This window comes from Leptospira sarikeiensis (assembly GCF_004769615.1).
Lineage (GTDB): Bacteria > Spirochaetota > Leptospiria > Leptospirales > Leptospiraceae > Leptospira_B > Leptospira_B sarikeiensis.
This window is the reverse complement of sequence record NZ_RQGF01000030.1, coordinates 183,080-208,221: the sequence shown is the minus strand read 5'-3', so window position 1 is coordinate 208,221 and position 25,142 is coordinate 183,080. Positions and strand designations below refer to the sequence as shown.

At 40.5% G+C, this 25,142-nt stretch carries 23 protein-coding genes; 14 read left to right on the top strand and 9 right to left on the bottom strand.

Features of this window, described 5'->3' with window-relative positions; translation table 11 throughout:
- The first annotated feature begins 40 nt into the window (after nucleotides 1–40).
- Nucleotides 41–739, top strand: coding sequence for a peptidoglycan editing factor PgeF (pgeF, locus tag EHQ64_RS15885; RefSeq protein ID WP_135650785.1), 699 nt, complete (start codon nucleotides 41–43; stop codon nucleotides 737–739).
- An 18-nt stretch (nucleotides 740–757) separates the two neighbouring features.
- Here pgeF and EHQ64_RS15880 read toward each other — a convergent pair whose 3' ends face one another.
- From EHQ64_RS15880 to EHQ64_RS15865, 4 genes are all read right to left on the bottom strand, one after another.
- Nucleotides 758–1,165: a response regulator gene (locus EHQ64_RS15880; protein ID WP_135650784.1), complete on the bottom strand. Its 408-nt coding sequence runs from the start codon at nucleotides 1,163–1,165 to the stop codon at nucleotides 758–760.
- A gap of 111 nt (nucleotides 1,166–1,276) precedes the next feature.
- Nucleotides 1,277–2,353, bottom strand: coding sequence for a 3-isopropylmalate dehydrogenase (gene leuB, locus EHQ64_RS15875; RefSeq protein WP_135650783.1), 1,077 nt, complete (start codon nucleotides 2,351–2,353; stop codon nucleotides 1,277–1,279).
- A gap of 19 nt (nucleotides 2,354–2,372) precedes the next feature.
- A complete protein-coding gene (locus EHQ64_RS15870) occupies nucleotides 2,373–3,596 on the bottom strand; it encodes an aspartate aminotransferase family protein (protein ID WP_135650782.1) in 1,224 nt (407 codons plus the stop codon).
- Complete coding sequence (locus EHQ64_RS15865; RefSeq protein ID WP_135650781.1) at nucleotides 3,593–5,359, bottom strand: phospho-sugar mutase; 1,767 nt, start codon at nucleotides 5,357–5,359, stop codon at nucleotides 3,593–3,595. Before EHQ64_RS15865 ends, EHQ64_RS15870 begins: the two co-directional genes overlap by 4 nt.
- An 83-nt stretch (nucleotides 5,360–5,442) precedes the next feature.
- Between EHQ64_RS15865 and EHQ64_RS15860 the strand changes: the two genes are divergently transcribed.
- Together EHQ64_RS15860 and EHQ64_RS15855 are read left to right on the top strand one after the other, a co-directional pair.
- The gene (locus EHQ64_RS15860) at nucleotides 5,443–5,808 is read left to right on the top strand and encodes a hypothetical protein (protein ID WP_135650780.1); all 366 of its coding nucleotides are present in this window, start codon (nucleotides 5,443–5,445) and stop codon (nucleotides 5,806–5,808) included.
- A gap of 285 nt (nucleotides 5,809–6,093) precedes the next feature.
- Nucleotides 6,094–7,230, top strand: coding sequence for a pyridoxal phosphate-dependent aminotransferase (locus EHQ64_RS15855; protein WP_135650779.1), 1,137 nt, complete (start codon nucleotides 6,094–6,096; stop codon nucleotides 7,228–7,230).
- On the opposite strand, the gene EHQ64_RS15850 is transcribed toward EHQ64_RS15855, so the two are convergent.
- Entirely contained in the window at nucleotides 7,128–8,237 is a 1,110-nt protein-coding gene (locus EHQ64_RS15850) for a hypothetical protein (RefSeq protein WP_135650778.1), read from the bottom strand. The two genes, EHQ64_RS15855 and EHQ64_RS15850, sit on opposite strands and share 103 nt — an antisense overlap.
- A 140-nt stretch (nucleotides 8,238–8,377) precedes the next feature.
- Here EHQ64_RS15850 and EHQ64_RS15845 point away from each other — a divergent pair, with 140 nt between their 5' ends.
- The 9 genes from EHQ64_RS15845 (at nucleotide 8,378) to EHQ64_RS15805 (ending at nucleotide 18,226) form a co-directional block, all read left to right on the top strand.
- Nucleotides 8,378–9,151 carry an LOG family protein gene (locus EHQ64_RS15845; RefSeq protein ID WP_135650777.1) on the top strand — a complete coding sequence of 258 codons (774 nt, stop codon included), beginning with the start codon at nucleotides 8,378–8,380 and terminating at the stop codon, nucleotides 9,149–9,151.
- Nucleotides 9,152–9,227: 76 nt separating this feature from the next.
- Nucleotides 9,228–9,509: a 50S ribosomal protein L28 gene (rpmB, locus tag EHQ64_RS15840; protein ID WP_135650776.1), complete on the top strand. Its 282-nt coding sequence runs from the start codon at nucleotides 9,228–9,230 to the stop codon at nucleotides 9,507–9,509.
- Nucleotides 9,460–10,155 (top strand): endonuclease III domain-containing protein, encoded by a 696-nt coding sequence (locus EHQ64_RS15835; protein WP_135650775.1) that lies wholly within the window; start codon nucleotides 9,460–9,462, stop codon nucleotides 10,153–10,155. Before rpmB ends, EHQ64_RS15835 begins: the two co-directional genes overlap by 50 nt.
- Before the next feature lie 10 nt (nucleotides 10,156–10,165).
- Nucleotides 10,166–10,597 (top strand): acyl-CoA thioesterase, encoded by a 432-nt coding sequence (locus EHQ64_RS15830; protein ID WP_135650774.1) that lies wholly within the window; start codon nucleotides 10,166–10,168, stop codon nucleotides 10,595–10,597.
- Nucleotides 10,598–11,020, top strand: a complete 423-nt coding sequence (locus EHQ64_RS15825) for a peptide chain release factor family protein (protein ID WP_135650773.1) — start codon at nucleotides 10,598–10,600, stop codon at nucleotides 11,018–11,020.
- A gap of 36 nt (nucleotides 11,021–11,056) precedes the next feature.
- Nucleotides 11,057–12,916 (top strand): excinuclease ABC subunit UvrC, encoded by a 1,860-nt coding sequence (gene uvrC, locus EHQ64_RS15820; RefSeq protein ID WP_135650772.1) that lies wholly within the window; start codon nucleotides 11,057–11,059, stop codon nucleotides 12,914–12,916.
- Nucleotides 12,917–12,967: 51 nt separating this feature from the next.
- Nucleotides 12,968–15,067, top strand: coding sequence for an LIC11755 family lipoprotein (locus EHQ64_RS15815; protein WP_135650771.1), 2,100 nt, complete (start codon nucleotides 12,968–12,970; stop codon nucleotides 15,065–15,067).
- A gap of 10 nt (nucleotides 15,068–15,077) precedes the next feature.
- On the top strand, nucleotides 15,078–16,469 hold the full coding sequence (locus EHQ64_RS15810; protein WP_135650770.1) for an LA_2168 family protein: 1,392 nt from the start codon (nucleotides 15,078–15,080) through the stop codon (nucleotides 16,467–16,469).
- The gene (locus tag EHQ64_RS15805) at nucleotides 16,466–18,226 is read left to right on the top strand and encodes a phospholipase D-like domain-containing protein (RefSeq protein ID WP_135650769.1); all 1,761 of its coding nucleotides are present in this window, start codon (nucleotides 16,466–16,468) and stop codon (nucleotides 18,224–18,226) included. The genes EHQ64_RS15810 and EHQ64_RS15805 overlap by 4 nt, the downstream gene beginning before the upstream one ends.
- On the opposite strand, the gene EHQ64_RS15800 is transcribed toward EHQ64_RS15805, so the two are convergent.
- Complete coding sequence (locus tag EHQ64_RS15800; RefSeq protein WP_167882421.1) at nucleotides 18,206–19,537, bottom strand: O-antigen ligase family protein; 1,332 nt, start codon at nucleotides 19,535–19,537, stop codon at nucleotides 18,206–18,208. The two genes, EHQ64_RS15805 and EHQ64_RS15800, sit on opposite strands and share 21 nt — an antisense overlap.
- 134 nt (nucleotides 19,538–19,671) lie before the next feature.
- Here EHQ64_RS15800 and EHQ64_RS15795 point away from each other — a divergent pair, with 134 nt between their 5' ends.
- Nucleotides 19,672–20,967: a glycosyltransferase gene (locus EHQ64_RS15795; RefSeq protein WP_135650768.1), complete on the top strand. Its 1,296-nt coding sequence runs from the start codon at nucleotides 19,672–19,674 to the stop codon at nucleotides 20,965–20,967.
- On the opposite strand, the gene EHQ64_RS15790 is transcribed toward EHQ64_RS15795, so the two are convergent.
- Together EHQ64_RS15790 and EHQ64_RS15785 are read right to left on the bottom strand one after the other, a co-directional pair.
- Nucleotides 20,968–22,026 (bottom strand): glycosyltransferase family 9 protein, encoded by a 1,059-nt coding sequence (locus tag EHQ64_RS15790; RefSeq protein WP_135650767.1) that lies wholly within the window; start codon nucleotides 22,024–22,026, stop codon nucleotides 20,968–20,970.
- Complete coding sequence (locus EHQ64_RS15785; protein ID WP_135650766.1) at nucleotides 22,023–22,625, bottom strand: DUF4254 domain-containing protein; 603 nt, start codon at nucleotides 22,623–22,625, stop codon at nucleotides 22,023–22,025. The genes EHQ64_RS15790 and EHQ64_RS15785 overlap by 4 nt, the downstream gene beginning before the upstream one ends.
- A gap of 129 nt (nucleotides 22,626–22,754) precedes the next feature.
- On the opposite strand from EHQ64_RS15785, the gene EHQ64_RS15780 reads away from it, so the two are divergent.
- Nucleotides 22,755–24,509, top strand: coding sequence for a patatin-like phospholipase family protein (locus EHQ64_RS15780; RefSeq protein WP_135650765.1), 1,755 nt, complete (start codon nucleotides 22,755–22,757; stop codon nucleotides 24,507–24,509).
- On the opposite strand, the gene EHQ64_RS15775 is transcribed toward EHQ64_RS15780, so the two are convergent.
- Complete coding sequence (locus EHQ64_RS15775; protein WP_135650764.1) at nucleotides 24,510–25,139, bottom strand: phosphorylase; 630 nt, start codon at nucleotides 25,137–25,139, stop codon at nucleotides 24,510–24,512.
- Nucleotides 25,140–25,142 lie beyond the last annotated feature (3 nt).

The window sequence follows — 25,142 nt, the reverse complement described above, 5'->3', positions numbered from 1 at the left end:
TCTCTTTTCTATACAAGACCAGGACTTCCCCAAGTCAAGTATGATCGACCATCGTTTTTTTCTAGAAGATAAAAGAAGTCTGAAACTTCTAGTTTTAGGGAACAAAGAGGTTTCCGGAGATCCAAACGATCCAAATTACATACGGGAAAGGGTTTCCCAAGCGGCTCAGGTTCCCGGAGCGGAAGTTTTTTTTATGAATCAGGAGCATGGAACGACTATCATCGAGGCCCAAGGTTCTCCCGGTTCAGAAATTCCGACGGGAGACTCTTTATTCACCACTGAACCCAAAAAGATCTTAGTCGTGAAAACTGCGGACTGTATGCCTATTTTCTTTTGGACCGGAAGGCCCGCACTCGTTGGTGTGATCCATTCAGGATGGAAGGGAACAATTGCGGGGATTACGGAAAAAACTCTAGCACATGTTCAAAAGAAATACGGTGTGGACCCTGAGCTCGTCCATTTTTATTTAGGACCTTATGCAACCGGCAAACATTACGAAGTCGGGGAGGATGTTGCTTCTTTATTTAGAAAAGAAGTCCCGAATTCCCTAAAACCCTTGGAAGAGCCGGGTAAATTTTTATTGGAGCAGAAAACTTTTCTGACCCACCGTATTCGAAATCTGGGGATCCAACCTTTTTTGGAAACTGCGGGAGCTTGTACTATGGCCCCCAATTCCAAATATTTTAGTCATAGGAGAGGGGACACAGGTAGGAATTTAAATTGTATCTGGTTAGAATGATCGGATCGGAAATTTAGATCAAACCTTGATCGCTTTACGAACAGTTGCGTTCGCTTTTTCCAAAACTTTTTCCCTTTTGATCGGTTTCACTAGATAGTCCATGATCCCGTCTTCGGTTAATGCTTTGATGACTGCAGGTGTATTTTCTTCTGTGATCACGATCACTCTAGGTAGAACACCCAAATCTTTCATTTCGTAGAAAGCCGCAAATCCATCAATTACAGGGAGATGAAGGTCTAAAGTGATCAGATCTACTTTACGGTTATCCTTGTATAGGTTCAGGAGTTCTTTTCCTGATTCGGCAAATCCGACTACCTCGTAACCTTCGGATTCCAGGATCTGAGCCAATTGTTTGGCTTGGAATTTAGAATTTTCCGCAATGATTACCTGATAAGGTCTTCCCGATGGAGTTACTCCGCCTTTCATTCCAGTCACCGTCCCCGTTTATTCAAGAAATTTCCAGTAAGTTTCAAACTCTAATATTATATACGTAGAAATGTGAAACTTACTGACTTTGGAATTCTAAATTCCAGGCTTTTATAAAACCTTCTCAATTTCTATTCCGATTTCTTCCGTACCTAAAATTTGGGCGCCTTTCTCGGCGATGTCTCGGGTACGCTTTCCAGCGGAAATCACTTTTCGAACCGCAGACTCGATTCTTTGGGCTTCTTCTTCCATAGAGAATGAGTAACGCAATAATAGAGCCGCACTCAGGATCTGAGCGATCGGATTTGCGATCCCTTTTCCTGCGATATCAGGTGCGGAACCGCCGGAAGGTTCGTACAACCCAAAGCCGGACTCTGAAAGAGAAGCGGAAGGTAACATTCCGATAGATCCGGTAATGATAGAAGCTTCGTCCGACAAAATATCTCCGAACATGTTCTCACATAGGATCACGTCGAATTGTTTCGGATTTACGATCAATTGCATTGCTGCATTGTCTACGTAAAGATGAGATAATTGGACGTCAGAAAATTCTCTTTTGTGAAGATCGATTACCACTTCTTTCCAAAAAACGGATGTGGTTAATACGTTTGCCTTATCTATACTCGTGACCTTATTATTTCTTTTTCTAGCGGCTTCGAAAGCGACTCTTGCAGCTCTTTCTATTTCTCTGCGGGAATATCTCATCGTATCGTAAGCAAATTCCTCCGCTCCGCTTCCTTCTCTACCTTTTGGTTGGCCGAAATAGATACCAGAGGTTAGTTCTCTTAGGATCAGAATGTCTACACCTTCGCCGATAATTTCTCCTTTGATAGGAGAGGCATTTCTGAGTTCCGGATAGATGATCGCTGGTCTAAGATTTGCAAATAGATCGAAATGTTTTCTTAAAGGAAGAAGAGCACCTCTCTCCGGTTGTTTTTCAGGAGGAAGTGATTCCCATTTAGGACCTCCTACGGAACCGAATAGGATCGCGTCTGAGTCTTCGCAAAGTTTTAGTGTTTCAGGAGGAAGAGGTCCTCCTGTTTTATCGATCGCGATCCCACCTACGAGTGCTTCCGTAAATTGGAATTCTGAAGATTTGGAGCCGAGCGCCTTTTTCAAAACGGAAAGCGCTACTTTCATTACTTCGGGACCGATTCCGTCCCCTGCTAGTACGGCTACTTTTTTCATTGAGATAGTTATTCCTTTTTTATTTCTGTTGGTTTGCTTCTGAAAGAACTGATTCTAAAATATCCAGTCCTTCGTTTAAATACTGCGCGGAGATCGTAAGAGGAGGCATGACCCGGATGACCGTGTCCCCAGTTGCATTTACGATCAGTCCTTTTTCTAGACATTGTTCCGCAATTGGTCTGGATGGAACTGTTAATTCTACTCCGATATGAAGTCCTTTTCCACGGATCTCTTTTACGATCTTATTATTCTGTTTGATCTGATCCAAACGACTGAACGCGATCTCAGAACAAGAATTTACGTTTGCAAGAATGTCTCTGGTTTGGATGATCCGGATCGTTTCGTAAGCGATTGCTGCAGCCAGATGATTTCCACCATAAGTGGTTCCATGAGTTCCCTTTGCTAGAACGTTTTGGTATTTTTCAGCGACTACCAATGCGCCGATCGGAAATCCGGAACCGAGTCCCTTCGCCAATGTCATCACATCCGGAGAAAATCCGTAGGTTTCAAATGCGAACATTGTACCTGTTCTTCCAAAGCCTGTTTGGATCTCATCCAGGATGAGAAGAGCCTCGTTTTCGAGAGTCAATTCTCTCACAAGATTCATATATCCATGAGAGAGAGGAATGATCCCACTTTCTCCTAGGATCGGTTCTGCGATGAATGCTACCACTCTGCCTGCGAATCTTTCGAAAGCAGCAACGAGTTCTTCTTCGTCGTTTGGAGTTACGAATTCAATCCCATCTAAAAGTTTTCCAAATCCTGTATGTAGTTTTTTCTGACCGGTTAAGCTGATCGCAGAAACGGATCTTCCGTGGAAACTTTTTTGCAAAGAAATTATGATCGGATCATGGATCTGTTTTTGCTCAGAATAAGCTCTTGCTAATTTAAAGGCTGCTTCTATCGCTTCCGTTCCGGAATTACATAAGAATACTTTTCCTGGGAATGTATTTAGGACTAGAAGTTCTGCGAGTTTGGCTGCTTCTTCCGAATAAAACCAGTTAGAAGTATGCATGAGCCTGTCGATCTGGTTCCGGATCGCTTCTATAATATCCGGATCGCTATGGCCTAGATTGGTTACTGCAACCCCGGCTAAGAAGTCGATATACTGTTTATTGTTCTGATCGAATAATAACTCATTCACTCCGTAACGAAATGCTACAGGGTAACGATTGAATAGATCTAGCAGGTATTTGTCTGAAAGTTCTTTGGTCTGTAAAAAATCGGATGCTGTTTCGTTCATGATAAACCTGCCAATTGTAAAAATAAGGATTCGGTTTCTTTAATCTCTTCTAATAGAGTCCCAGTAATTTTCTGGATGTCGCTCTTTGTTTTAGGAGCGGTTGTACTTTTGAAGGAAGAGTAAATTTTGATTTTAGGTTCAGTGCCTGAAGGTCGGATCGTAAGTTTTGCCTGGCCTTCCAATTCTAATTGGATCACATCGGAAGAAGGTAGGCCGGAAAATGCGGATTTGGAAGCGCTTCCTTTTGCTGTTTTGGTCTTAAAGTCCAAAAAGCCTGTAACTTTTCTTTTTCCGATGGTTTTTCCGATCAGGTCAGTTGCGCGTAGGGACCCAAGAGAATCCTGGATCTTCTTCTTTCCTGCAAGCCCTTCCAAAGTCAGAGATTTTAAACTTTCCTGATAGAGACCGTATTTTAAATAGATCTCATCCATATAAGAAAGAAGATCTTTTTTTTCGGACAAAACTTCCATCAGAAGTAGAGCAGAGGATAAACTATCCTTATCTCTTACAAAATCCACAGGAAGATATCCGTAGGATTCTTCTCCTCCGAATAAGAAATACTGGGTTTTACTTTTATCCAGTTTTCCCATCACTTCTGCGATGAACTTGAAACCTGTCAGAACATTCTTAAGAGCGATCTTATTCTTCTTCGCAATTTCTGCCTGAAGATCCGTGGTCACAACAGTTTTGACTAGGACGGGCTTTTTACCTTTTTTCGGTTTTGCTCCTACTTTTTCCGCGAGATAAGCAGCAAGGATTGAACCGATTTGGTTTCCGTTTAAAAGAGTATAAGATCCTTGTTTGTTTTTCACTCCGATCCCGAGTCTGTCCGCGTCAGGGTCAGTTGCGATGAATGCATCCGCTCCGATCTTTTCGGAAAGTTTACGGCTAAGCTCTAATGCTTCCGGCTCTTCAGGGTTCGGGAATTTTACCGTAGGGAATTCTCCATCCGGATCTTTTTGTTCCGGAACTAAGGTTACGTTCTTATACCCGAAATCTTGGAGAAGTTTTTTCATATAAACTCCTCCGGTTCCATGCAAAGGAGAATAAACTAATTTCGTTTGAGATCTTTCTTTTGCGGTTACCTTAGAAGATACGATCCCGGACTTTTTGAGTGCCTTTAAATAAGTAGAAAAACAATCCGCTCCCGCTTTCTGTACTAACTTTTTATACTTAGGATCTTTTGGAGAAAGAAATGGGATCTCATTCCAATCCTGGACCTTTTCAATCAGAGAGATGATCTTCTTATCATCCGGTGGAGCAAGTTGTTCTCCCTTGGAAAGATATGCTTTGAATCCATTGTACTCAGGCGGGTTATGAGAAGCAGTCAGAACCACCCCTCCGGTTGCCTTATAATAACGAACTGCATAAGAAAGAAGTGGTGTAGGGGCTACTTCTGAAAATAGGATCACTTTGATCCCGAAAGACGCAGCGACTCCTGCTGTCACTTCCGCGAATTCTCTGGATCTTCTTCTGGAATCGTATGCGATGACTAAGATCGGTTTTTTTGCTTTCTTCACCAGATATCTGGAAAAACCGAGTGCGGCCTTTCCGACGGTGAATTCGTTCATTCTTCCGATCCCGTTCCCGATCCTTCCTCTCATACCTCCGGTCCCGAATTCCAAAGGAACCGTATAGGATTCGATTTCTAGACCGTTTGTTTCTCCCTTTTTATAACGATCTAGAATGGTTTTGGCTTCTTTTTGCACCTGGGGAGAAAATGGGGTCTTGGTCCAGGACTCTATGTAGGATTCTGCGCTCATTTGTATCTCTAGTTCACCCTATACTTGGAATAAAAAATCTAGTTCTTCCTGGTTCAAGACGTTTTTTCGCCGATTCTATAAGTATGGAATCTAATGAAATTTCCCGCGAACAACATAGGGAACTAGACTCTCTTCGAGCCGTTTTAAGGAACATTTCCTTTCTTCTGTTTTTACTTTCCGGAATTTTAACATTCGGAGCCTTTCTAAAAGATACTCCAGGCAAGATACTGGTCCAAGCGGTTTCTGCGGTTTTATTTTTTATCTTGGGGATTTTGGGATACGGAGCCTCTCTTTCTTTTAGAAAATCTCTGGCCTTAGAAGAGAAGGACCCGGAGCAGATCCTATTCGCTCTGAAAGATCTCAGGTTCTTTCTTGCGTGGCTCGGTTGGATCCTTTTGGGACTCTTTTTACTTTCCTTTTTCGGGGCTTTCGCCTTGCTTCTGTCCTGAAGAGGCTTTGGCGACCCGCTCGCTTTGCTCGGGCCGGGCTCTACGCTACAATCAGCGGCTCGCCATTTCATAGCGCGCCGCCGGATTTCCGCTGCGATCCCTGTCGCAAATTCGGAACCTATATCTTTTCTTTAATAATCTCTTTCTATCCTCGAAGTTCCATTCCATTCAATTTTTCGCACAGAGCACACGGAGTTAAAAAAATCTCTCCGCGTCTTTGCGACTCTGCGTGAAAAAATTCGCGACTTTAGGCAATGCTATAGCAAGATCGAAAAAAGGTATTTTGTGGATTTAAGAGAATTTTTCATAGAAGATCGTTTGGAGAAATTTCGAACTGAGGCTCCTTGCAATTTAGGAGAAAGTGGGATCCGAAATCTAACTCTAAAAGAGCTTTCCGAATATTTACGTTTAGATCTGAGAGAATTAGGAGAATTATCCTTAGCGGATTCTCCTAACTCGGGCCGCAAAGATCTGAGAGAAGAGATCTCGAAACTTTATAAAAATATTTCTCCGGATCAGGTTCTTGTGACTACAGGAACTGGAGAGGCTCTCTTTATCGCATTTCATCTTCTTCTACAAAAAGGAGATCTTGTCTCTCTTTTTTGGCCAGCATTCCAGGCTTTGTATGAAGTTCCTAAATCTCTCGGAGCGAATCTTCAGAAAGTAGATCTTCTATCCAGATTGGAATCCAAACAACTTGGATTCGGAAAAAAGAATCTAGAATTTCTATTTCAAAATTCTCCTGAACTTATCATTTTCAATCATCCCCATAATCCTACAGGTATCATCGCTGAAAAAGAAGATCAGTTAGAACTCCAACGTCTCGCTAAAAATTTTTCGAATTGGATCTTATTCGATGAACATTATAGATTTCTTTCGGATGAGGAAGATCTAGGTTGGAGCGGGATCGGAATTTCTGAAAAGTCAATCTCTACAGGTTCTATTACAAAATGTTTCGGAGTGATGGGACTTAGGATCGGTTGGTTGATCGGGCCTAAAGATTGGATCCAGAAAGCAAGATCCATGAAGGATTATCTCACTCATACAGTTTCTCCGATCTCTGAATTTTTAACTTTGAAACTTTTACAAAACAGAAAAGAACTACAAGCTAAGATCCGTAATTCTCTAAGAAAGAATATAGATAGTTTTTCGGAAAAGGCTACTAGTCTTTTTGGGATCGAATCTTTTCAGCCACCCAGAGGAGGTGTGGTTGGTTTTGCAAAATTGCAGGCCGGTTTGGACTCTCGCAAATTCTCCGATCTTCTGTATGAAAAAGCGGGAATTTTTGTATTACCTTCTGCAGATTTCGAGACGGAAGGTTATATCCGATTGGGCTTTGGAGAAACCGAGGAAAGATTTCGTTTAGGCCTGGAACGTTGGAGCAATTCAGGATCCGAACTGATCGCTCTTTTAAATAAGTAAGCAATCTGTCTATCTCTTGAATAAGATTCGGATTCTAAATTATGATAGGCTTTTCCTAAGAATATATGAGGACTTTCTAATATAGTTGCGAAAGGAACCGTTTCTTTTGCAGGTTTCCAAACCCATTCTTTATCTCTGAGCCCGATCCTCAATGTTTCCCCTTCAATCTTCCAATATGTTTCCCCACTTCTAAAAGGAAGACCCTGTCTGAGCCTTGGATCTTCTTCTTTTAAGAATCCGGGAGAGATCCAAACACCGAGTGGGAAAAGTTTCGGTCTTTCTGGATCTATTTCTTCTTCTTTAGTATGTCCATAAACCCAAACTTCCGTTCGATAGACTCGATTCGGACTCGGGTAATTGTCCTCGTATAATATTCCAACCTGATGAGATAGAACCCTCATAGAGTGTATTCGTACCTTCCATTTTCCCGGCTCTCCTACAGGAAGAATAGATTCAGGTAAACAATCCTGGAACAGATCGAAAGGAACCGAGGTCTCCCAAATTACAAGAGGAGAAAGAGTGAGAGTACTTGTCTGAGGAAACCAAACTTCCCAGAAATACGGTTTGTTTCGAAGAGGAGGGCTTTCACTTTTACGGGACTTTTTATTTCGTTCCGGGAGAAACAGATCTTCTCCAGGAAAAAAGGAACGAAAAGAAGGCTCCGATCCTTGGATCCTGTTTTTCCAAGGAAGAAAAAATAGAAGGGACCAGATCGAGACCTTATGCTTTCGGATCCTAGTTTGTTTTCGTTTTGCGTTCGGAAAAACTTCTTCCGATTCGGTTTCGGTAAATGAGAATGGAGGAAGATTTTCGGACCAATCGTCTGAAGTTTGGGAATCTTCCCCGTCTAAATTCCGAAGTTGTACATTTTGAATTTCGTTCGTTCTGTAAGGATCGATCCTTTTTTGGAGTCGGATCTTTCCCGCTTCCCATTTTGTAAAAAGATGGAAACGAGAGGAGGAAAACTGAGAGAAAATTTTTTCTTTTAAACTTCTGAATCCGATCATTCTTGGAGAGAGGGCTTTAAGCCAAACCCGGGTTTTCGGAAAATGTCTTAGTACGGGCCTAAGAGTCCTATATGTATAACAGATTAATAGATAGAGTTGGGAAAGGCAAGCCTAACTTCCCCTAAAAAAAGGAAAGAGATATGGGAAGAACCTCGTTAGAACATGATGAATTTTTAAGATCTATAGATGCATTTCATTTGAGAGTACTCGCTGAGATCGACTATCCCCAGTCGATTTTCAGGGATGGAAAAATTAAGGATACGATCTGTATATTCGGATCTGCTCGGATCTTAAGCCCTGAAGAATGTAGGGAGAAAGGATCTAAAAAACTTTCCGAGAAAGAACTCAAGTTTTTCCAAAAGCAGAAAGAAATGTCCGCATACTATGAAGCTGCCAGAGAAACTGCAAGACTGGTTACAAATTGGGGAAAAGAAATTTCCAAAGAGACCAGTAGAATGGCTGTCTGCACCGGAGGCGGGCCGGGTATTATGGAGGCGGCGAATCGTGGTGCGAGAGAAGCAGGGGGACCTAGCCTTGGTTTGAATATTCGTCTTCCCTTTGAACAATTCGTGAACCCTTATGTGGATCCGGAAGTGAGTGTGGAATTTCATTATTTCTTTATGCGCAAACTTTGGTTTTTAAGATTATCCAAAGGGGTGGTCGCATTTCCGGGAGGCTTTGGAACTGTGGATGAATTATTCGAAACCCTAACTTTGATCCAAACAGGCCGCAATAATCTGAAGATCCCGGTCATTTTGTATGGGACCAAATTCTGGAATGATATCTTTAATTTGGAGAATATGAAAGAGTATGGGCTTATTGATCCCCAGGATCTGGACCTAATCACGTATTGTGATAGCCCTGAGGATGTCCTAGATACCCTAAAGAAAAAGGTCCCGATAGATGCGGATTGAGGAGAATATTAGGATTTTTCCCGAATCTTTTTCGATTCCTTGACATAACGACCTAGAAGAAAATTATGGTCGCAGTATGGCCAGAAAATGTGTTGTGACAGGGAAAGGAACGATATCCGGAAACAATGTTTCCCACTCTCACCTTAAAACCCGTAGAACCTGGAAAATCAACCTAATCAAGAAACGTATCTTCTTAGAAGATGAGAATCGTTGGGTAACCGTTCGTATTTCTACTCGTGCTTTAAGAACCTTAAAGAAAAAAGGGATCAAAGCTGCGATCAAAGACAATGGCGAATCACTAAAAGCACTTGCCCCAAAAAAATACGTCGGAATCGAAAAAAAGGCAGTTAAAGCCTAAGTTTTCCGCGAACCACGAATATGTTTCTCGAATTTACTTCCTGTTACGGAAGGAATTCGGGGACGTAGTTTCTCCTCTCCAATATTCCAAAGACTACGAATTTGCGATCTCAGTAATCCTTTCCGCACAATGTACGGACGAAAGGGTGAACCAGGTAACTCCTCTTCTTTTTGCTGAATTTCCTACACTAGAATCTTTAGCTTCTGCACCTTTAAAGAAGATAGAGAAACTCATTTATTCTACAGGTTTTTATAAGAATAAGGCAAAGTCAGTTTCCGGTTTTGCGAATCTTCTCTTGAACGAGTATGATGGCAAATTGCCAAAAAGTATTAAGGAACTGATTAAACTTCCGGGTATCGGAAGAAAAACGGCAAATGTGGTCCTAAACGAGATCCATCATATTTCGGAAGGATTCGTAGTAGATACTCATGTAAAACGTATCTCCAAAAAATTAGGACTCACTAAACAATCCGATCCTGTGAAAGTGGAAAAGGACCTAATGCAAAATATACAACCTGAGTATTGGATGGATATGTCCTTGTATTTTATATTCTTGGGAAGAAAGTATTGTAAGGCCCATCGCACATTTTGCGAAACCTGCATCTTAAGAAAAGAATGTCCTTCTTCCACTGCAGCGAACGACTAAAGAGGAAATCATGAGTGTAGAAGTTTTTTTAGACGAAAAGATCCAAGGGATGGAATTAAGCACCCAACATATAGTCATGTCCAGAGATTTGAACCAACACGGATTTCTTTTCGGAGGACAGATGCTCGCATGGATCGACGAAGGTTGTGCTATGTTTGTCATCGAAAAGATCGGATATTCGAATCTTGTTACGGTAACAATGGATAATGTTCTTTTTAAAAGCCCGGGGCTACTAGGTGAGATCATTCAAATTTTTTCTAAAATAGAAAAAGTGGGAAAAAGTTCGATCACGATCAGATGTGCCGCCATTGCCAAAAACCAGGCGAAAAAAGAAATAAGAGAGATCATAGATTGTAGAGTGACCTATGTATGTTTGGATGATTCCGGAAAACCATTCCCTTATTTCAGTCAATTCGATCCGGAAGAATTTCTCACCAGATAAATGGCCGCAAAATTTCCCGTATCTCCCGAAAAGGAAAATCAACTTCTTTCCAGAATGGAAAAGCTAGGTATTAAAGAATCCGATATAGAAGAAAGTTTTGTTAGAAGCGGGGGAAAGGGAGGTCAAAACGTAAATAAGGTTTCGACTGCCGTCCGACTTCTATATAAAAAGACAGGGCTTGAAATTAAATGTTCCATTCACCGCACCCAGGGCTTAAATCGATACAAGGCCAGGGTTTTACTCTGCGAAAAATTAGAGGCTGAAATTTTAGAAACTTCTAAGATAGAAGACCCTAAACTTGCTAAGATCAGAAAAGCGAAAGCGGATAAGGCGAGGAAAGCTAAAAGAAAAGCCGCTTCCAAGGTTTCTGCAGGTCTAAAAAGAAAATCCTCTCCCACCGGAGATTGGGAAGAAGGATACTAAAAGTCCGTTTTAGAAAGTCGAATTATTTAGATCATTATGCCGGAAGTAGTCAATCATACACTGATCGTAGAAAAACTCAAAAACCTGACCGGTTCTCCAGGATGTTATCTTTGGAAGAATTCGGAAGGAGAAGTGATCTATGTAGGTAAGGCAAAAAATCTAGACAAAAGGATCCGTAATTATCTAAAAGAAAAACAAACGGATCTAAAAACAAGATATCTTCAAAGAGAGATCTTCGATCTGGATTGGATCGCGACTTCCACTGAAAAGGAAGCTTTGATCCTCGAAGCTACCCTGATCAAAAAACATAATCCTAGATATAATGTCCGTTTAAAGGACGATAAAAAATATCCGTATATCTGCGTTTCTCTTTCGGAACCGTATCCTATGATCTTTATTACTCGAAAGATCAAGGACAATGGAGATAGATACTTTGGACCATATACGGATGTAAGGACTACGAGGGAAATTCTGGATGTGATCCTAAGGATCTTTCCGATCCGAAAGGTCAGACAAAAACTTCCACTTCCTAAACCCAAACGTCCTTGTTTAAATTTTCAAATGGGAAGATGTCTTGGTCCTTGCCAAGGAACTGTTCCAACGGAAGAATACGCAGTCATCGTAAATCAGATCATCCAATTCTTAGAAGGGAAAAAAGAAATTTTAGCAAACGAACTTACCCGACGTATGGACGAATATTCTGGAAAACTGGAATTCGAGATCGCGGCCAGGTATAGGGATATGCTTGGTCGTCTTCAGATCTTTAGACAAAAACAAACTGTCGTAAGTATGGACGGAGGAGACGAAGACGTAATCGCTTTTGCACGTAAAGAAGACGAGGGCCAGGTGGTTCTTATGGAAGTTAGGGGCGGGCGTTTAGATAATAAGAAGTCATTTCCGCTCCAAGGGGTCCAGAATTCTACCGAGGAGGAAATTTTATCTTCCTTCTTCCGGGACTATTATATGAATGCTGCTCTAATTCCAGCGAGCATCGTGGTGTCTTTCGGATTAAAAGAAGAAGGGGACACTGTGTTGGACTTCCTACAAGAAAAGACAGGGTTCCGACCTAAATTAAGATTTCCTAAAGCTGGAGAGAAAAAATCCCTCTTAAAGATCGCTGAGAAAAATGCGGAGCTTAGTCTTACGGAAAGACTTCTTGCTACTCATTATAAGGACCAAACAACCGCTTTAAAAGAGATCCAGGAGATGTTCCAACTGAAGGAACCTCCTCATATCATAGAATGTTATGATATTTCTCATTTCCAAGGATCATTTCCTGTCGCAAGCGGCGTGATGTTTGTGGAAGGAAAACCTTTTAAACAAGGATACAGAAAATATAATATTCGTGGCTATGAAGGGATAAACGATCCAGGAATGATGCACGAGGTAATTTCCAGAAGATTACAAAGGATCATAAACGAAGACGGAGTTCTACCCGATCTAATCGTGATCGATGGAGGTCCTACACAGCTCGGAAAAGCTTGCGAGGCAGCAGTAGAAGCAGGTGCTGCAAATCTTCCTATGGTAGGGCTTGCGAAGAAGAGAGAAGAGATCTATTTTCCGGGAGAATCTTCTCCTTATAGTTTCGATATGAACTCGCCTGCAATGAAACTTTTACGGCATTTGCGGGACGAGGCACATAGATTCGGTGTAGAACATCATCGTTCTCGTAGAAACCGAGAAGCCTTGACTGGACTCATTCGAGAAGTCCCGGATATAGGTTTGAAAAGAAGTAAACTTCTACTCCGATCTTTCTCAGGTCAGAAAAAGATAGAAGATGCGAACGTTGTAGAACTTATGAAAGTTCCCGGGATTGGAGAAGCATTAGCAGAAAAAATCTATCAATACTTTCACTCCGGAGCAACAATTCCGGAAAATTCTAACCCGAAAGAATAAAAAAACGTAACCATTTCGGTTTTCCCCGGACAGGCAGTTCCGGAGGAAACCATGAAACTAAGCATTCCGGCAATCTGCCTATTTCTATATTCTATTCTTCATTACAATTGTAAGCAAGATGCTCCGACAGATCTATTCTTATGGGAGAAGAAAAAATCAGTCCGTTTTCAATATGAGCCTGACTTCGCCAAAAGAACTGAACTAATCTCCGTTCTTTTGGCGAAGGATGATGATCCCTGCTTAATTTCAGGAGAGGACCTGAATTATAAGATCGAGATCTGCGTAGAAGAGGAAGGTCTTGCTCAAATCGAAAGGACCCTTTCTGCATGGAAAAATGCGGAGCTCGCATCCGAATTTGATTCCAATCTATCCGATGGTTCTAAATACAAATTAGGAGTTTTCTCTCTTCCTTCTATCAAACAAAAGACTAAGAATATAAGATTTGTTTTAGCTGGAGAAGAGAGTTTTCAAACTTCCGGAAAGGAAGACTTAATATGGACAAGGAAAGAGTATAATCTAAAAAATCACATAAAAACATTCAGCCTATTTGCGCTTTCTGATACTTCCTTTTTTTTAGTAATCCCTTCTCCAAATCATGAGTTCTATCTTGGGTTTTCTTTTTTCTCGGATGGCTTAGAGGAGAAGATCAAAAATGAAATTTTAAAGAAGAATAAAGCAGGTCTCGAGAAATGTATGCCCGTTATTCCGGAGATCTCTGAAGTTTTTGGAGAAACAAATTCTCCGATCGGAAGATGGATAGAGATCTATAATCCCCATCCTTTTCCGATTTGTGAGTCCGGATTAGAATTTAATATACTCGGAAATTCGGTAAAACTTCCTGGGACCACAGGATTTATCTCGCCTAAAGAAACAAGGGTATATGGAGAAGAATCTTCCAAGTTAGAAAAGATCTATATCCCTGGGATCAAATGGGGAGATCTAAAAAAAGTAGGAAGTATATTACTTCAAAAAGAAGCAGATCATTTTGATCTAACTCTTCCAGGAGGTGGATATTTATTTGGGGAAAGATATATTTCTTGGAAGTCGGATGGGTTCTCTTCTTGCAACATTCCAGTCAGTCTATGTATGGACCCTGGGATCCAGAATAAGGTTGGCTTAGATGCAGAGGACATTTGTGATCCGGAAAATTTCGTATTAGAAGAACTGAATGCAAGCGGTTTACGTTTTCAGGAGAATTTTCAGAAAGATTGGAAATATTTAGAGATCCTATATATAGGTACTAAAATTTGTAATCTCTCCGGCTTAAGAGTTTTATGGGGAAACGAATCATATCCGTTCCCTTCCAAAAAGATTCGCCCGAATGATCTTTTGAGTATAGGTAATCTTCCTATACTATTGGGGGAGAGTTCTTTTTTCTTAAAAAATTTTGGTTCTGTTCATCCGATTGACCCGGTAAAAATTTCAGGTTTCGGTAAAGAAAAGAAACTTTGGGATGGAGTATTTCGAACTGCCAGAGGGATCCCGACAAGGGTCATTTCTGAAAAGACGAATGGTCAGAATGTAAGCTTTTGTTTCGAGAATGGAAATGTTTCTATTCATCCTTACTCCAAAGAACCTACTAAAAAACAAATCGATCTGGAAAATCCTAGGACTTCTATTTCTCGCAAGTCTTGTGAAATAAATGGAAGTTCTCAGTCCGTTCGTTTCTCTGAAGTTTCCTGGATGGGTTCCTATAAAGGAACGGAAGCGATCTCTAAAGACAGATTTTTAGAATTTGTATCCGAAGGTTCAGATCCTCCTTCTTCTGCCTTCTTAGAAATCATTCAGTCAAACGGTGCGGTTGTTTCCATTCTGGTCCCAATAGAAAAGGAAGGTCTTACACTTCTTTCTTCGGGAAATTCGGTTTGTTTTCCGGAGACTGAATTCTGGAAGGATACAAACTTTAGTCTTCCCATAACTGGGATCACTACTTTAAGGATCTATGATCCAAATTCCGGAGAACTTTGGGATGAATTTCAATACTCTTCTTCAGGTCCTGGAGTTAACGATACTCGCAATAAGATCAGAAAATCTGCATATTCAAAGATAAATTCTGGAGTAAGAAGTTGGGAAACGAGCCAATACTTAGGAAAACCATTTCGTGATCCTTCCTGTACTTTAACTGAAGCTCATCCTGGCTTTACGGAATAAGAGGTGAGTGATGAAGATACTCATCTTAATCGCGTTGTTTTTTATTTCAGTGGAATTGTTTGCGGATCCAAATCCAAAAACTTCTAATTTGGAAGTTTATTTTCAATGGATCTTATTTCGAACCCAAGGAAGGATCTCGGAAGAGAAAGGACCTTCTAAAATTTCTGGGATCAGTCAACCGGCTATGATCCGGTTTCTGTATGAGAATCATTCTGAAAAATTCCAGATCAATCTAGACTGGACAGTTGTGACTGTGAATATGTCTGGGCTTCTGTTTTTGCCAGGAGAGAACGCTTACTTCGGGATCCTATACAAAAACTTTCTCTGGGGTCTTGGAAGAAAATCGGATCCTAAAACGTTTCCCGCATGGGTAGGATGGAAGGATGGAGTAGAAGGGATTTTTGTAGAGACAGAGACAAATCGGATCCGTGTTCGTTTTGATCTTCTAGATCTATATAGGGGGTTTCCACTTTTTGAAAACCAATGGTTGAAGTTGCAAGGAAGAGGAAATTTTCTTCCTAAGATTGCAAGAGATGAACTGGTTCAAGAGACAAATTCTTCCTTTTATTCCGAGTCCAGATATCGTGCCGGATTTACTGTGTCAGGAAACAGAGACGATCGGGTCTTATATCAATTCAGAGTGAGATATCTGTCTTTAGGAGATTGGGGAAGATTCGGATCTGATACAAAAGAATCTAGATCAGAAACGATAGAAGGGGATCGTGACTACTTAGTAGAATGGAAGTTTGGGATCGGTTTCGTTTGGAAATATTTCTATTTGTCCAGTGACTTATTTTTATCAAGAGGTTTGGATAAGACTGCATATCATCCGAACCGTCCTGAAAGATCTCTGCCAATCAGCGGAGAAGCAGTTCGTTTAGATCTAGGATTTTATAATAAGAACGGGAAACTTTCATTTTTCGGGTTCTTACCTGATCGTGAAAAACGATCTTCAAATGGAGAAATTTTAGAACTAGGATTTGTGGGAATGGGATCTTCCCCTATATCAAATCCTCTCTTACAACAGGTCTGGGGATTTTACCCTTCTTCTTGGATCACTGAAAGAGGTTTAGAAAGAGAAGATACAAAATTTCCTGGAAAACGACCTGCAGCATTCTTAGGAGTTCGATATGAATTTGATATTTTCGGAATATTCTCCTCACTCCACTTCACATATATCTCATTCTTGAAGGAGGACATTTCTTCCTCAGGATCTTGGAGCGCGTCTAAGTCCATTTTAGGAAATCAATGGATCAGAGAAGCAGGACTACAGATCATTTGGAAACCCTTACCAGAAGAAAACACAAAGTTAGAACTAGACCTTGGAGGATTTGAATCAGATTTCGAGACAGGACTAAAGCAATGGTATCTTCTTCTTAAGATAGGAGCTGCTTGGAAATGAAGAAAATATTCAGCTTACTTGCAACTGTTCTCGTCTTGATCGATTGCGAAAAAACCGAAAATGATCTAGATCTATTTTGGGAAGAAGATCTTTATCCTAAGGTATTTTTTTCTTACCCGGGAAGATTTACCCCAGATTCGAAAAAACGAAATGTCCGGGATGAAATACTTAGGATCATCAAAGAAACAAAACATTCTATCTACATGCATATCTATTCATTCGATGATCCTGAAATCGAGGCGGAATTATTGAATTCAAATCGAAGAGGTGTTCGTTTGGAACTTATGGGAGAATGGGGGAAGCAATACCCGATTGCACTTCTTCCATTTCTAAAATATTGGAAGGGGAGCGGTTTACAGCATACTAAGGTTTTGGTTTCCGATGAAAATCTTGTTTTTTTAGGAACGGGGAACTTCACTCATTACGGTTTAGAAAGGGATCTAAACGGATATTTGGAGTTTAGATTAGATCGAAAACAATGGGGTGAATTCCTTAGCTTTTTAAGAGAAGAATACCCTTATCCAAAATTAAGAATCGCTGGGTTGGAATTTTGGAATTCGCCTTTAGAAGGAAACTTTATACAGAATCGAATGTTTGATTCTGTTCTTTCGGCCAAACATTCCATTAGATATCTGATATTTGATCATTACGATCCCGTCTTAAGTTTAGCTCTTCTAAGATCGAATCCTGAAGTTCTAAGCGGGGTTTATAATCGTCCGATCGACCCTGAAGGAGAATTTCTTTCTCAATTTAATGTTCCCGAGATCTTAGAGGACGGGAACGAAGATATTTTGGACGATCCTGTCATTGGAAAGGGAGGCTTACTGCATCATAAAAGTATGATATTGGATGATCTGGAAGTTTTGACCGGTTCTTATAATTATTCTTTAAGTGCAAGAGATTCCAATCGGGAAATTTTCATAAGGACAAAGGATCCGAGGGTGGCTAATGCATTTAAGGAAGAATGGGAAAGGATCCGAAATTACTCAAACTCTGTTACGAGTTTTGATCAAGCACCGTTTAATGAAGGATACATATATGATCCCTTAAATAAATCGATTTGTAGATCCGGCACTTCTAATACTGGATCTTTCTTAGAAATCGGTTTTGATTGGTTTCGCTGGATCCAGTTTTACAGATGGGAACAATCTGAAGTTTGTAAATCCATTATGAACTACGAATCCATTAGTTCTCGATTTTTCGGCGGTAAGTCGGAATTTCCTGAAGAAGGGGCAGAGGAGCTGGGTATCAGATCTTTTTCAAGAAGCGGTAGAGAAACATTCAAAATCCCGAAATCTAATTTGATGGCTGAGTTTAAAACTGCGATCCGTAAGAATGCTTTTTTCCTTCGCCCTGAATACTTTATAGCTGGAGATGGGGCTTTTCTGTTTCCGAATAATTCTGAATTTGATTCAGGTCTTTCGGAAGGAGAGCCAAAGCAAGCCTGGGTTTTGGAGAGAGGAGAACTTCCTAAAAAAATGGGTATTTCTTTGGATGAGAATGTTTATTTTTTATCTCAAAGTTTAAACTCCAATTCTGGAGTTATTTTATTAGAATATGAGGACTTTGGGATTTACTTCTGCTATAGATCTATAAATTCCAACTTACATTGGCCAGAGGAAATATTATTTTCCGTATTGAATTCAATAGAAGATTCTGATCTCCAGAGGAAATATGAAAGATCTAAGAGAGAATTTTTCTCGGAAGAAGGACTCCCAAATCGAAGAAGAAAAAACTTATGCGCTATCTCTTTTTAATTCGGATGTTTCTCCCTTAACAAAAAGTCCGAGTAGGATCCAAAATAAGATCACTACCTCATCGTCTTGAAAATAACATTGGAATAGTCCTGATACAAAAAAGCCTAAAAGCCCATAGAAATATAGAATGATCTTAAAGTCTTGCTTGGAACGAAATAGAAATGTTAATAATACTCCGGCAATACTCAAATAGATCAAAACTGCAGGGATCCCAAAGACTGATGCCAGATGAAAATAATCATTATGAGCATGCCCTCTTTGGGTCACTTCGTAGAAATAGGATAGCTCTGGATATTCCTCGGAGTGAGAGAGTCTGACTTTTTGTATTTCACGATTATAATTCCCGGGACCTGCTCCGAAGATTGGATTACTTTGTACTAAAGGAAAACTGGAATCCCAGATAAAAGTCCTTCCGGAATCCGTATGTTTTTCCTTTCCGAATAGAGGTCCAATCACTTTTTCCCCGGCAGGGCTAAATGCTAAGACAAGTCCGATCAATAACAATAATCCGAAAAAGAGAGAAGCTCCTTTGATCAGGAACGATTTGGAGAATTCTTTGCGAATAAAGAATAAATGGATACCGGCTAAAGATATACTCACTCCAGCTCCAATCATGCTGGATCTAGCCTGGTTGAGTAAAAAAACCAAACAATATAAGAACAAAAGAGCGCCTGAGATTAAGATCTTTTTACGATCACCATCCATTAGGGTCTTTAGAAATCCGAAAACTGCAAACGCAGAAAAGAACTGAAGAAGGCCCCCGAAGGTGAGGTGAGTGTTCATGAGCCCGATGGAAATATAAAGCGGAATGGAGGAAATGGAACCTAGAGGATGAGTGAATCTGTATGTAGTAGATACCTTGTAAAGATCACTGATCAATCTGGATAAACGGACTGGGCTAAAGCCTCCAATGATGCCGGTAAAAACTAAAAGTAAAAAAAGCCAAAATAAGGATCTGTAAATCTTGGGAAGATCTTCCTTTGTAGTAATTCCTACAGATAGAAATCCGAAAAATAGGAAGAGGTCCTTTAATTCTCCGTTCCAAGCTGATTTCGAATATATCTTAGCGTCCTCTTCTAAGAACAAATGGACTAAAAAGACGATCCCATACCATACAAAGAGAGAAAGAGAAAGTCGAAAGAGAAGACCACCCTTAGCTAATTCTTTTCCTTCTTTCTGTCCGAAAAGTTTTGCAAGACCGAAAAAAAATGAAAGTACCAAGAAACCTTGGCTGAGACTTACGGAAACTCCGATCAAAGGGATCGTAGCGAGTAAACAGAATAGATGGGCTTTTTTAAAAAACTCGTTCATTGAAAAGGATAGTTTTCAGGAAAGAATCTAACTTATATCCAGTTTGTAAATTCGATTATTTTTCGACCAAATTCCTGGAATGGAGTGGTAAAATCCTTCTTATGATAGAGATTGGTTTCGCGCTAGGAACCTAAATGAAGATTCTTTATTTTTCGGACACCTTTCTACCCAAAATAGACGGAGTCGCTATTTCGATGAGAAATTTTGCGGAAGCTCTCGCAGAAAGAGGACATGAGTTTTTGATTTGTTGCCCTCGATATGGAGAAGGCGATTTCGATCGGATGGGTGATAAGATCCGTCTAGAAAGATTCAGAAGCGGATACTTGCCGAGTTATCCGGATATTAAAGTGGTTTTGCCTTCTCCTTCCAAGATCAAAAGGGCAATCAAGGAATTCCAGCCTGATCTAGTGCATATCCATACTCCAGGTCTTATGGGAGTATACGGAATTAATGCCACTGAAAAATACGGGATCCCGAGTATAGGGACCTATCATACTCTGATGTCCGAGCAGGACATGTATCTTTCTTTTTACCGACTTCTCAAATTGGATAAACTTTTCATGAGGATCGGAAAATTGAATAAGAAGATCAAAGTTAAGGATCTCGTCAAATTCGAAAAATTCGATAAGTTCAATATCCGTAAGAAGATCATCTTAAAAATCACGAATAATTTATATGATCGCTGTGATCTGATCATTTCTCCTTCTCATCTGATCAAAAAACAATTGGAAGAGTTCGGTTTAAAAAAGCCGGTTGCTGTTATCTCTAACGGATTAGATCTATCTCAATTCAAAGGTAGTCCTAAAACACTTTCTGGAAGTCCTAAACTTCTTCATGTGGGTAGGATCTCCTACGAGAAAAATTGCGATGTGGTGATCAATTCGTTTAAGCTGATCATAGATAAAATCCCTTCTGCGACCTTGACGATTATAGGGGATGGGCCGGCCCTTCAATCCTTGAAAGTCCAAGCTCAAAAATTAGGGATAGAGCAATCGGTAACTTTCACTGGCTTTATAGATCGAGCGGAATTGCCGAATCATTATCCAAATTATGATCTATTCTTAACCGCTTCTACAATGGAAACACAAGGACTTGTGATCTTAGAATCCGTTGCTTGCGGACTTCCAGCCGTGGGAGTAGATTCGTTTGCGATCCCTGAATTGATACATGACGGTGTAAATGGTTTTATTGCGAAATCTTTCGATGTAAAGGATATCGCGGAGAAGACCATCAAAATCCTGGAAAACCCGGAAATGTATGCTTCTTTCTCTAAGGAATCCTTAAAGATCTCTCAAAATCATGAAATGAAATCTTGCGTAGATAGAATGGAAGAAGTTTATAAATCCGTTGCGGATCAAAAGAATAAGAAGAAAAAAAGATCCATACTGAATACTATTTTCTCCCTGGACCCTTTCGGGATTTTAGGCTGATCAAAACAATGTGTTAATATTCTTGATGATGTTGATCCGTTTGATCACGTCTTCAGGAGTAATTCTTTCCATACAGGCAAAGTCTTTTCTATAACAAGTAGTGTTCCCGTAAATACTGCAAGGTCTGCATGTCAGATCTTCTATTTGTAAAACTCCAGTGTCTTCCTGACCGAAAGGTGCAAAACCGGATAGGGGATGGGTTGTTCCGAAAAGTGCGATCACAGGGCGTTTTAAAAGAGCGGCGATATGAATATTGGAAGAATCCATTCCAATGATCACATCCATTCTTTCCATGATCCCAAGTTCTCCTCGTATTCCTAGTTTACCACCGGACACGATCGTAATGGATTGGTCCCCGTTTCTCCACTCTTCCATCATGGAAGCTTCTTGGGAAGAACCGAATAAGAAAATTCTAATATTCGGGAATTCATCCTTTAATAATCTTAAAAGTGAGAGGCTTTTTTCCAAAGGCCATTCTTTCAATTTATGACCTGCAAAAGGAGCATAACCGACCCAAAGGCCTTCCTTCTTGTCTATTTTTCTTGCTAAAAGGAAATCCTTAGCATAAATTTTAGACTCGGGATCCACATTGATCCAAGGACCTTTTCTTACTGTCGCTGGATATCCTGCTTTTTCGAAAACCTTTAGATATCTATCTACAGTATGAGGAAGTTTTTTTAGGATCTTACGCTTTTGTCGGATTTGGCGCATTTTTTCTCTGCGACCTTTGATGATTCTAAAAACGGAAACACCACGGATCCAAAAAAAGAAACTGATAAATCGAGAACGTACACTGGAATGAAGGTCTACGATCTTTTCGTAAGGACCTAATTTGTTCAATTCTTTGAATAAGCGGTATAGGCCGGATAGTCCCTTATATTTTTTTAAATTGATCCCGATCACATGAACGTTCGGAATATTATAGAAAAATGGGGCGTAATTCCCACGAGTCACCACGGTTAACTGTATATTTGTGTATTTTGCAGCGACCGCAATGAGAGCAGGCGCCATCAAAGCGACATCTCCCATTGCAGAGAATCGTAGTACCAAAAGATTCATGCTTGCTTTGTATAAAGGGACGGATTTAGATTTTTATCGTTGTACATCTTCATTTGTCTGTACACTTTATAGAATTTATCACCTTTGGAAAGATCGTCCAAAAGTTCGTCCAGGCATCTGGAAAGGTCGGATCTTTGCTCGAGTAAGACCGTAAGTTTGTTCTTACAAGTTTGGATATGTTCCGCACTTACGTCCTTTCTTTCAGTTTGTTCCTGCATATGATAGATCTTCAGTTCCAGGATACTCATCCTATCTATAAGCCAAGCGGGAGTTTCAGAATTCATTCTCGCACTTGGCTTCTTAACCACGTCTTTGTACATCGCAGAAATATGATCGTCAATCTGCTCGACTAGGTCGGTCCTTTCTTGATTTAAGGCATCTATCTTTCTTTTAAATTGTACTAGTTCTCTATCCGGTAGGTCAGGGCGGCGGATCTCATCTTCCACATGCCATTGAATGGTATCTATTTGGTTTTTTTGATAAAAAAGAGACTCTAAGGAGGATTCTGGAAAGGGACTGGGAGAGCTGGCTTCCTGTTTATGCCAGTCCGAGACGGAATTTTTAAAAATCTCTACCACTTTAGCCGATTCTAACTTCATCGGAGCTAGAATTTAGGCAATAGACCAAAAATCAAGAGGATTTCCTGGTTGTTGATCCGTCGGCTAATACTAGATTACGATCTATATCCGCTTTACAAAATATATTTCCCAGGTTAGGATTTTGCCCGCATGAAAAAAATAGTTCCTCCGGAAGCGTTGCAATTTTTAGCGTCAATCCCCTTGTTCAAAGGGCTCCCGAGAAAAACATTAGTCCTACTTTTCGGACATATCGAAGAAAGAAACGTTCATAATCATACAGTCATTTATTATAAGGGTGAAATTTCCAAGGAGTTATACCTTATTCGACACGGAGAGGTGATGATCTCTTTGGGAGAAGCCGGAAAAACAGTCCGCTATTTGGGAGAAGGGGACGTATTCGCGGAAAATAGCGTTCTTACTCGATCGGCTCATACGGGTTCTGCAACTGCGATCTTAGATACACTACTTTATGTTTTAGATGGAGATTATTTTCTAAAACTTGCAGCCAAAGAGAAAGTTCTCTCTCAGAATTTGATGAGGCTCATGGGAATGAGGATGAGGGAAGTGATGGAAGATACTTCCAACCAGAATCATTCTCCTAGAAGGCTCGTATGCCATATCCCGATCGAGGAAGTCGAGGACTTTAAAGTCCATTTGGAATCCATCGTAGATAACGGTAGGAAGTCCCACGAAGGCCATGTCTCCCTTTTAAGGATGGATACTTTCAAAGGTAAGTCAGTATCCGAAATGATCCGGACAATCGCACAACTTAGAAAAAAATCCTCCATACTTCATCTATATTTTAAAAATCCGGAAATACAACCAGAACTAGATAAACTCGTGCAGCAGTGTGATCAGATCGTTTTTTGGGAAGAGAAACCGGAGAGAAATTTAAAAAGGAAATCAGAGATCTTGGGATATTGGGAACCTAGGATCCGAAATTTTTCAGGTAGGACTTCTCGCATTATCATTTCAGAGAACGGATTAAGAAAACATGAAGAATCCGCAAATCAGAAGATATTCTACAAGGGAGAAACTTTCGCAAGATACCTAGTATCTCGCACGAGAGGACTTGCCTTAGGTGGGGGAGGAGCAAGAGCACTTGCACATGTAGGCCTTTTAAAAGTTTTAGAAAGAGAAGGGATCCGATTTGATTTTGTGAGCGGTTCTTCCTTTGGAGCAGTGATCGGCGCATTATATGCAAGAGGAGAAACTGCGGATTCCATTTTTAAAATGATCGCCAAGTTTTTCGGAGGAATAGAAAAACCTTTCGATCCTACGATCCCTCTCATCTCATTCTTCAAAGGAAAAAGAATGTTGCGGATGTTAAAAGATGCGTTTGGGACACAGTTGATAGAAGATCTGAAAATTCCTTTTGCTACATCCGCAGTAGACTTACATAGTGGGCAAGAATATGTAATGGACCAAGGGCCTATCTGGGAAGCTCTCGCAGCCGCAATGAGTTTGCCGGGAATGTTCCCACCCGTATTCAAAGGAGATCATCTACTGATAGATGGTGGTGTAATTAATAATGTGCCTGAAAATTTGATCCGTAGAAAAGGAGCGGATGTGATCTTATCCGTAAACGTATCTCCTTTACGAGACGAAGGGATCGTTCGTTTACTTGAGGATAGAAAGGTAACAGGAAAATCCTTTTTCAAAAACCTTTGGGAAGATATTACCTATCCTCCAATCCTAAAAATTATGGCGAGGGCGATTACCTTAGAAGGTAGAGAGATCACAAAACTCAGAAAAGAGAAAATGGATCTATTTATCAACCTACATATAGAGGAATTCGCTTTTACGGATTTCGGTAAATATAAAGAAATTATAAAGAAGGGTGAATTAGAAGCGGAAGCCGCGATAGGAGATATCCGAAAATTATTTTTCCCCGCAGAAAAATGATCAAAGATAACTTATGATCTTTTCCTGGAGTCTATCTGAATGTTTTCTCCAGGATTGTTTCCATTCTTCACTTCCCTTTGGACCTACCTTATTTGTAAGTGCAAAGATGGTTCCGAAGGGAATTTGAAATAGATGAGCAACCTTCGCAAGGCCGAAAGCCTCCATATTTTCAAAACCTAATGCTTCCCCTTTGATCCTTTCTAAGGCGCGTGGACTTAAATCTTCTAAGGTAACTGATCCAGTCCCATTGGTAGCCGATTCCACAAAATCATTTCCTTCGAAAGGAAAATTCAGTTCCGGAAATTCATATCTGAAGGTCATTGTTTCCGGGAGGCGGATCTTTTTATCCAGGAATGCGATCTGGTAATTTGCGAATACTTTAGAGATCCCGAATTTACCTTCCCAGTCCTTTCTTGGGATCCAACTATAAACGCCCGCAGAACCAAGCCCAAAAATCGCTTTTGGCTTCCAGGTATTTGGGTCGGAAAGATATTTTTGAAGATTGATTGCAGCTTCTAATTCCCCGATCCCCGCCTCAAAAACTTTGATCCTGGGATCGGATTTAAGTTTGTCGATTTCTCCTGAAAAGGCAGCGCAGAAAAGAATATCCTGGATATTTAGGTTGCTCATGGA

Coding starts and splice junctions, on each gene's coding strand:
- pgeF (WP_135650785.1), top strand. CDS start 41: ATGATCGACCATCGTTTTTTTCTAGAAGATAAAAGAAGTCTGAAACTT.
- EHQ64_RS15880 (WP_135650784.1), bottom strand. CDS start 1,165: ATGAAAGGCGGAGTAACTCCATCGGGAAGACCTTATCAGGTAATCATT.
- leuB (WP_135650783.1), bottom strand. CDS start 2,353: ATGAAAAAAGTAGCCGTACTAGCAGGGGACGGAATCGGTCCCGAAGTA.
- EHQ64_RS15870 (WP_135650782.1), bottom strand. CDS start 3,596: ATGAACGAAACAGCATCCGATTTTTTACAGACCAAAGAACTTTCAGAC.
- EHQ64_RS15865 (WP_135650781.1), bottom strand. CDS start 5,359: ATGAGCGCAGAATCCTACATAGAGTCCTGGACCAAGACCCCATTTTCT.
- EHQ64_RS15860 (WP_135650780.1), top strand. CDS start 5,443: ATGGAATCTAATGAAATTTCCCGCGAACAACATAGGGAACTAGACTCT.
- EHQ64_RS15850 (WP_135650778.1), bottom strand. CDS start 8,237: ATGATCGGATTCAGAAGTTTAAAAGAAAAAATTTTCTCTCAGTTTTCC.
- EHQ64_RS15845 (WP_135650777.1), top strand. CDS start 8,378: ATGGGAAGAACCTCGTTAGAACATGATGAATTTTTAAGATCTATAGAT.
- rpmB (WP_135650776.1), top strand. CDS start 9,228: ATGGCCAGAAAATGTGTTGTGACAGGGAAAGGAACGATATCCGGAAAC.
- EHQ64_RS15830 (WP_135650774.1), top strand. CDS start 10,166: ATGAGTGTAGAAGTTTTTTTAGACGAAAAGATCCAAGGGATGGAATTA.
- EHQ64_RS15825 (WP_135650773.1), top strand. CDS start 10,598: ATGGCCGCAAAATTTCCCGTATCTCCCGAAAAGGAAAATCAACTTCTT.
- uvrC (WP_135650772.1), top strand. CDS start 11,057: ATGCCGGAAGTAGTCAATCATACACTGATCGTAGAAAAACTCAAAAAC.
- EHQ64_RS15815 (WP_135650771.1), top strand. CDS start 12,968: ATGAAACTAAGCATTCCGGCAATCTGCCTATTTCTATATTCTATTCTT.
- EHQ64_RS15810 (WP_135650770.1), top strand. CDS start 15,078: ATGAAGATACTCATCTTAATCGCGTTGTTTTTTATTTCAGTGGAATTG.
- EHQ64_RS15805 (WP_135650769.1), top strand. CDS start 16,466: ATGAAGAAAATATTCAGCTTACTTGCAACTGTTCTCGTCTTGATCGAT.
- EHQ64_RS15800 (WP_167882421.1), bottom strand. CDS start 19,537: ATGAACGAGTTTTTTAAAAAAGCCCATCTATTCTGTTTACTCGCTACG.
- EHQ64_RS15795 (WP_135650768.1), top strand. CDS start 19,672: ATGAAGATTCTTTATTTTTCGGACACCTTTCTACCCAAAATAGACGGA.
- EHQ64_RS15790 (WP_135650767.1), bottom strand. CDS start 22,026: ATGAATCTTTTGGTACTACGATTCTCTGCAATGGGAGATGTCGCTTTG.
- EHQ64_RS15785 (WP_135650766.1), bottom strand. CDS start 22,625: ATGAAGTTAGAATCGGCTAAAGTGGTAGAGATTTTTAAAAATTCCGTC.
- EHQ64_RS15780 (WP_135650765.1), top strand. CDS start 22,755: ATGAAAAAAATAGTTCCTCCGGAAGCGTTGCAATTTTTAGCGTCAATC.
- EHQ64_RS15775 (WP_135650764.1), bottom strand. CDS start 25,139: ATGAGCAACCTAAATATCCAGGATATTCTTTTCTGCGCTGCCTTTTCA.